The organism is Ensifer sp. 4252 (assembly GCF_050434565.1).
Lineage (GTDB): Bacteria > Pseudomonadota > Alphaproteobacteria > Rhizobiales > Rhizobiaceae > Ensifer.
On record NZ_JBNDIU010000007.1, the window covers coordinates 235,103 to 241,982 of the forward strand.

Consider the following 6,880-nt stretch of genomic DNA (forward strand, 5'->3'; position numbering starts at 1 on the left):
AAGTTGCTGCAACGCGCAAGCCCGGTTCCCGACGATACATTCTGCGATCCCAGAGGCACACGACAGGAACATCGCCGTGCGCGGCCACGCCCTGAGCACTACGGTGGCGGACCGCCTCGTCAGCCGACATCTGATCAAAGGAACCAATGCTGTTCAGGCAATCCGCTCGGTGCCACAGCGTTCCGGGGTCACGCTTCGCCCGAAATCGCGGCCTTGTCCGCCTCCGTAGTCAGGCGTCCATCGATGAGATGAAGACGTCGGTCCATGCGCGAGGCCATGTCGAGGTCGTGGGTGACTGCGACCACCGTCTTTCCGTGTTCGCGCACCAGCGTTTCCAGGATCTTGAAGACCTGTTCGGAACTCTGGCTGTCGAGGCTGCCGGTGGGTTCGTCAGCGAGGATCAGCGGCGGATCGTTGGCAAGCGCGCGCGCCACCGCCACGCGCTGGCGTTGGCCGCCCGAGAGCTGGTCGGGGCGCTTGTCGAGATGATCGGCAAGGCCGAGCGCTGCAAGCAGATCGCTCGCCCGTTGGCGCATCTCGTCCCGGCCAAGATGGCCGAGCTTGCGCATGGGGATCTCGACATTCTCACGGGCAGTAAACTCCGGCAGCAAGAAGTGGAACTGAAAAACGAAGCCGATATTGGCAAGCCTCGTGGCGGCCCGTTCGTCCTCATCCATCCGGGCCGTGTCCCGGTCGCGAATGCTGAGTGTGCCGCCGGTCGGCCGGTCGAGCAAGCCGAGCAGATAGAGAAGCGATGACTTGCCCGAACCTGAGGGGCCGGTGACCGCAACGAATTCCTGCTCGCCAATCGTCAGCGATATGTCCTTCACCAGGGTGACCGGCACTGTCTCCTTGAGGATGCGCGTCAATTCCTTTGCGTCGATTAGCGTGTTCATGTCGCACCCCTGATGATGTCGACGGGATTGGCGCGGGCCGCCCGCCTTGCCGGCAGATAGCCGGCGACGGCGGCCGACCCGAGCGCGAAGGCGGCGGCGATTAAATAGTGGAGGATGCTCCAGGCGATCGGCAGCCGGGTCATTTCCTGGCCGGTCGCGGATATCTCGAAGCGGACGAGCGAGAGCGCATAGACCATCGCAAAGCCGAATGCCGAGCCGAGTAGCGTGCCGGCCGTGGCGATCGCTACGCCTTCGAGCACGAACAGGATGCGCATGTCGGCCTCGGTGAAGCCGAGCGACTTCATGATGGCGATGTCGCGCGCCTTCTCGTGCGTGATCGTCGAGATGATGTTGAAGATGCCGAAGCCCGCGACCAGCATGATCGCCGCGACGACGGTGTACATGATGACGTTGCGCACGACGAGCGCCTCCAGGATCGACTCGTTCGCCTCCTGCCAGGCGACCGCCTTGTAGCCGAGTTCCGCCTCGATGCGGCGCGCCACGGTGACCGCAGCGTTCGGATCGTTGAGCTTGATGTTGATCTCGTTGATCGCGTTCGGCCGGGCAGAGAGGATCTGCGCGTTCTTCTGCAGCACGTAGGCTTCGCCTTCGTCGCGCGCCGTCGTCCCGGTGTGGAAGAGGCCGACGACCTTGAAGCGGCGGCTAAGCCCCTCCGAAGAGACGGCGGTGATCGTATCACCAAGCTTGGCGCCGAGCCGGGCGGCCATGGTATCCCCGATCACCGCATTGTTGCCGCCCGCCTCAAGCGCTGCGAAGCTTCCGGCCTTGAAGTCCCCGATAATCGGTGAGATCCCAGGTTCTGCCTGCGGGTCGATGCCGATGACGGCCGCGCCGACTTCCTGGCCGGAATAGCGAATGACGCCTTGTGCCTTGAGCGTTGCGGCAAAGCGGCCCGGGACCCAGCCATCGAGCCAGGAGAGTGCCGCGGTGGGGTTGATGATGCCGCGGCGGTCGTCGCGCGGCCTGAGGCCGGAGATGGCCACGGCGTCGAACAGGTCCTCCGCCGGCTGCCGTCGCGCCGTACGCTGCTCGTCGGTCACCTGCACATGCGGCATCGTGTCGACGAGTTGGCGGACGAAATCGTCCTGACCGCCCTGCATCAGGGCGGCCATGGCAATGGAAAACCCGACGCCGACCGCGACCCCGAGCATCGCAACGACCGTCTGTCGGCCTCGACCGGAGATGTGGGTCAGTGCGATGTCGATGATGAGGCGCATGGCAAACTCATTTCTCCGGGGCGGCGGAGGCTCTGACACGCGCGCCGTCGGCCAGGCCGGTCGGGAAGGGAGTGACGAGGCGGTCACCATCTTCCAGCCCTGATAGGACCTCGACACCTTCCGCGCCGCGTATACCGGTCTTGACCTCCCTTATCTTCGCATGATTGCCGGCGATCACGGCGACCTTCTCTCCTTCCAGCGCTACGGTCGGTATTATCAAAGCGTCATGCGACACCCGCACGATGATGTTGACGTCCGTCGACATCCCGATTCGAAGCGGGGTGTCGTCCGGCAGGCGGAAACGGACGCGATAGGTCTTCGTGACCGGGTCGCCCTTGGGGGTGATGCTGTCGACTGTCGCCTCTAGTTTCTGGTTGGGGAAAGCATCTGATCTCAACAGCGCCCGTTGGCCGCTTTGAACGCGGGGAATGTCCTCTTCGTTCACGTCCGCCGTCACGATCAGCGGCTTCGGTTCCCCGACCCAGAACAGCACCGTGCCGAGATCTGCGACCTCGCCGATCTCGCCGTCCTGCCGCAGCACCTGCCCGGCACTCGGCGCTCTGAGCACATAGGTCGCGAGCCGTGCCTGACGGCCAGCCACGAGAGCTTCGAGCTGGCCGAGTTCGCTGCGTGCCCGGTCTACCTCCTGCTCGCTGATGGTGTTTCGCTCGGCCAGCGCCAGCTTGCGCCGATACTCCTCCTGAGCCAGCGTCAGCCGCGCCTGAAGTTCGCCGAGCGCTGCCCGCGCCTCGGTATCGTCGAGACGGGCGAGCACATCGCCCTTGGCGATGCGCTCGCCTTCACAGTTGCACTGTTCGACAATCCGCTCGGCGATCGTCGGGGTAACCTTCGCCCAGGTGCGGGGCTCCACGACGCCGTCCGCATAGATGATCTCCGCCGCATCGCCGCGCTTCGGAGCAATGACTGATAGGGGAACCGGACGAAACAAATACCAGGAGACGGTAGCGCCGAGGGCGACGATGATCGCCGTTCCGATTGCATAGCGAGCTAGCCGCACGGGACACTCCTTGAAAACTTCGAGGTCATTCTGTAGAAATAGACCGACGGTCGGTTTGTTTCAAGCCTTCATGCCACCCTTGCCATCGGGGCGTCGTGGACCGCGCTGTGAACCCGTGCTAAGCCGCTGTTCTGGGAGTGCTTATGGTCAGAACGAAGAAATCGCCGGAAGTCCGATCGAACGAGCTGATCGATTGCGCCGAACGGCTCTTCTTCCAGCACGGCTACGAAAACACGACGGTCAATGACGTCATCCGTGATGCCAACCTCTCGAAGGGCGCCTTCTATCATTACTTCGTCTCCAAGGAGGCGCTGCTGGAGGCCGTCGCGACCCGGATGGCGCGCCGCAACCTGGAGGAGCTCCAGCCGCTCGTCGAAGAGCCGTCTCTCGATGCCGTTGGGCACTTGAACGCTCTTTTCGCCGCCTCGCGGCGAATGAAGATCGAAATGGCTCCGCAGTTGAAGAATACCTTCAATTCCTTGTTCAAGCCCGAAAACGTCGCTCTGTACCACCGCATCGACGAGGCCCTGCTGGTCATCAGCCTGCCGCTCGTGGCCGCGATGCTGCGGCGCGGCCATGAGGAGGGGACGCTGGATGCGCCCGATCCCGAAGCCGCGGCACTGATGCTGCTGCAACTGCGCGTCAGCGTCGCCAAGGTGATGCACAAATCCCTGCAGCGCTACGAGGCCGGCGACCTCGACGGAGCGGCAACCATGCTCGACGGCTGGATGCGAACCTACGGCACCGCCATCGAGCGCTTCCTGAAACTGCCGGATGGGTCGATCGAGGTCACGGAGCCCGGCTTTGCCCGCGCCTTCCTCGAAGCATAACAGAGACCTTTTTTTGGCCGTTGTCCCCGTCCCGGCTTGACGCCGAAATCGGAGCGCCCAATATTTTCTCCGTCTTCTTTTCATCCCCATTCGTATGTAAAGGAGGAACCCAATGTTCATTGCAGAAATGCCATGGTCCGTGCCGCTCACCGTGCGATTTCACAACGGCACGAGCCACATCTTCTCCTCTGTTTTCGATGCTCTTGATTTCCTCGAAAACGAATGGCCACTTCGTCGTGGCCAGCGCTACGAGCGCGCGGTCAAGACCTGTCGGGGCGCCCTCCATAGGACGACTCCAGTCGCCGTCGCGCGGGAAGCGTTCATCGCTGCTTGCCTCGAAGCCGACCTGCCCGTCGCTGGGCCGCTCGAGCACATGACGGCGCCTCAACAGAACCGCGGCAACGGCCCAAGGGCCGCCTGATACTCATTAGGGATCTCGGCGAACGACACTTCATCGTTCGCCGCGGGTTCGTATGAGAAACGGCGCGTTACTGCCATCTCTGCAATTCAGCTACTAATGGCGGTTCTAAGCTCTGCATGCTCAACTTTTGCTCAGTTGGAGGCGATGATCATATCCGCTATCTTCCCCTTCCGGCGGAGGAGATAGCAGAGAAGGGAGGTCTCAATGGCTATTCACTTTGACCAGTCAGGATTTGAGATCGCGCCTGACGAAATTGATCTATTGCAGAAGATTTTTGATCAGATTTGCTTCGAAGCACATATTCCGCGCCAGGACGCACGAGCCGGCCGCCTCGCGAAATTTCTCATGGATGAGTTCAGGATGGGCAATGCTGATGAGTTGGCGTTGGTCGAATGCGGACGATGGTTCTGTAGACGGGTGGGCTCTGCGCACCAACGAAACGATGAGCAGCGCCCTTTCAGGAAGACGCACTAGGCCTGCTATGCCACAAAAATTGCGGCCCCGCTGCGGATAGTCGGCACTGTAGCGCAGAACACAGATGTTTGCGGCTTGATGGATATGAGCCCCCGTAACTCGAGAAATGCGGCCACCTCGCTTGAAGTCATTTGCGGACCGGCCCTGTTTGTTCCGGGTAGCAACTATCTGTTCCGAACGCTGTTCGACCAACACGAAACCTATGTCTGCCCTGGCCGGACTGTGGGCAGTTTCCTTAGAACGCGAGTTAGGCGGTCGCGTCCCTCGTTTGGGGGATGGCGCGCGCGGCAATGGGAGCGTAGAGACTGCCGCACGGTGGCAGCCGAGGGGATATTCGGTGCATCGATACGAGGCGGCGCGCTCGAATATCCCTGGCCCATCATCCGCCGCTTCGGCGGCTGCACCGTCGTCCTCGTCTTAAACTTCATTTGAGCGGCAATTGGTGACATCCGGCTGCGGGTGGCACGCGAACCCATTCGGGCCAGTTGCAGGCGTTCACCAAACGCGGCACGCATGTGGATGCTCTTCGAAAACTCCTCGTATTGGTTGAAACTATAGGGAACAGAAGGGGTTGTATGCCGTTCAATCAGCGTGGAAACCGGCATCGTGCCGGCAAAGAACAGTCATGATCCTGAAATCAGTCGCTACTCTCACCTTCATCGTGGCACTCGCTGGCCCTACACTTGCACAGACCGATGTCATTTGTGACACTGCTGCTATCACGAAGGCCGAACAGCAAATCGGTCAGATTCCCGATGGCACAAAGAAAATCGAATCTGCCAAGGAGTTGGCCATGGCCAAGGACGCCATGACAGCCAATGACCTTGAAAAGTGCAAGTCGCATCTGGGCAATGCGATCAAGGGCATGGATGCCATGTAAGAAATGTAGGCGGGGCGGCCCTTGATGCCTCCCCGCGTTCACCATTGCGCGAGGATGTTGGCAAGGTTCCGAAACATGGTGCATGAGACGGCGTCAAAACAACCGGAAACACTTTTTTTCCCGGCGAGCGATTGGGTGCCCAACCACCCTTTTTTGCCTGCACTGGTCTATAGAAACGTCCTACCCCCGGGGCAGAAGGATCGTGCCCGAGCATTCGAACGCCTTTTTTCTGACGCGGGATGGCGCGGTCTCTGGCGTAATGGCGTCTTCTCCTACCAGCATTACCATATTGGGGCACACGAGGTACTCGGGATTGCAAAAGGAACGGCCGAGATTTTGATTGGCGGGCGAGACGGCGCCACGCTCCATGTCAGCGATGGGGATTGTTTAATTCTGCCCGCCGGGACCGGCCATATGCGCGTTTCTGCCAGCGAGGATTTTCTCGTGGTGGGCGGCTATCCTCCTGGCCAGCATGCCGACATCGAAACGGCAGCGGCGACCCCAGACGATTTGAGAACCATCGCCACTCTGCCCATTCCGAAAAGCGACCCGATTTACGGTCCTGCCGGCCCGCTGGTCGTCCTTTGGCAGGACGTGAGCAATCGGTAAAGGGCTAGCTGCGGACAGTCCGGACCCGCCCCGCAACCACCAAGCAGAAGTTAGTGAACTAGGAATGACCTGGGCTTGAGGTGAGCAGACCATGGCGGTTGCGATGTTGATCATCTCGGACGGTGTGCTGATCTGGCTGGTTGCGCCGGTTTGGTTTAGGCGGCTTTGGTTCGACCGCCACCTGACCATTTCGCTACCGGCAATCGTTACCTAGGCCTATGGCTTCTCTATGAAAAAGCGGTTCCGAACACGCCCCATGAAATCTCAAGCCGACAGTGTTTCTCAAATATCAATTCCAGCTTGCCGTAAGCGGTTGGCGTGTTCGGCACCAGAAGCAACGGTCTGGCATCCGGTTCGTGCTCAAAGACTTCTGACGAGGGAACCAGCGCGCTTCGACGACATTTCCTAGTTGTTTGATGAGCGGAGGTGGCATGAAAGAGGCCGCGCCCGCTGAGAGAACGGACCACTGAGATGGAGATGATAATGATCGAGGGACAGTCACGCTTCCGGCCTT

Annotated in this window: 10 protein-coding genes; 6 read left to right on the forward strand and 4 right to left on the reverse strand. The window is 60.7% G+C overall.

All coding sequences use genetic code 11. The features are described from left to right. Positions 1–188: 188 nt before the first annotated feature. The 3 genes from ABIE33_RS16695 to ABIE33_RS16705 are packed head-to-tail and all read right to left on the reverse strand — an operon-like array spanning position 189 to position 3,152. Positions 189–896, reverse strand: coding sequence for an ABC transporter ATP-binding protein (locus ABIE33_RS16695; RefSeq protein WP_429126873.1), 708 nt, complete (start codon positions 894–896; stop codon positions 189–191). After that, complete coding sequence (locus ABIE33_RS16700; RefSeq protein WP_429126876.1) at positions 893–2,134, reverse strand: ABC transporter permease; 1,242 nt, start codon at positions 2,132–2,134, stop codon at positions 893–895. Before ABIE33_RS16700 ends, ABIE33_RS16695 begins: the two co-directional genes overlap by 4 nt. 7 nt (positions 2,135–2,141) lie before the next feature. Further along, a complete protein-coding gene (locus ABIE33_RS16705) occupies positions 2,142–3,152 on the reverse strand; it encodes an efflux RND transporter periplasmic adaptor subunit (RefSeq protein WP_429126879.1) in 1,011 nt (336 codons plus the stop codon). A 143-nt stretch (positions 3,153–3,295) separates the two neighbouring features. Here ABIE33_RS16705 and ABIE33_RS16710 point away from each other — a divergent pair, with 143 nt between their 5' ends. From ABIE33_RS16710 to ABIE33_RS16735, 6 genes are all read left to right on the forward strand, one after another. Beyond that, complete coding sequence (locus ABIE33_RS16710) at positions 3,296–3,982, forward strand: TetR/AcrR family transcriptional regulator (RefSeq protein ID WP_429126882.1); 687 nt, start codon at positions 3,296–3,298, stop codon at positions 3,980–3,982. 112 nt (positions 3,983–4,094) lie between these two features. Beyond that, a complete protein-coding gene (locus ABIE33_RS16715) occupies positions 4,095–4,403 on the forward strand; it encodes a DUF982 domain-containing protein (protein ID WP_429126885.1) in 309 nt (102 codons plus the stop codon). A gap of 204 nt (positions 4,404–4,607) precedes the next feature. Further along, complete coding sequence (locus ABIE33_RS16720; protein WP_429126888.1) at positions 4,608–4,877, forward strand: hypothetical protein; 270 nt, start codon at positions 4,608–4,610, stop codon at positions 4,875–4,877. A 625-nt stretch (positions 4,878–5,502) separates the two neighbouring features. After that, positions 5,503–5,757 carry a hypothetical protein gene (locus ABIE33_RS16725; protein WP_429126890.1) on the forward strand — a complete coding sequence of 85 codons (255 nt, stop codon included), beginning with the start codon at positions 5,503–5,505 and terminating at the stop codon, positions 5,755–5,757. A gap of 75 nt (positions 5,758–5,832) precedes the next feature. After that, positions 5,833–6,366: a cupin gene (locus tag ABIE33_RS16730; protein ID WP_429126893.1), complete on the forward strand. Its 534-nt coding sequence runs from the start codon at positions 5,833–5,835 to the stop codon at positions 6,364–6,366. Between the two features lie 91 nt (positions 6,367–6,457). Beyond that, positions 6,458–6,580 (forward strand): hypothetical protein, encoded by a 123-nt coding sequence (locus tag ABIE33_RS16735; RefSeq protein WP_429126896.1) that lies wholly within the window; start codon positions 6,458–6,460, stop codon positions 6,578–6,580. A 13-nt stretch (positions 6,581–6,593) separates the two neighbouring features. Here ABIE33_RS16735 and ABIE33_RS16740 read toward each other — a convergent pair. Next, the coding region (locus ABIE33_RS16740) for a hypothetical protein (protein WP_429126898.1) at positions 6,594–6,880 on the reverse strand (287 nt) is incomplete at its 5' end.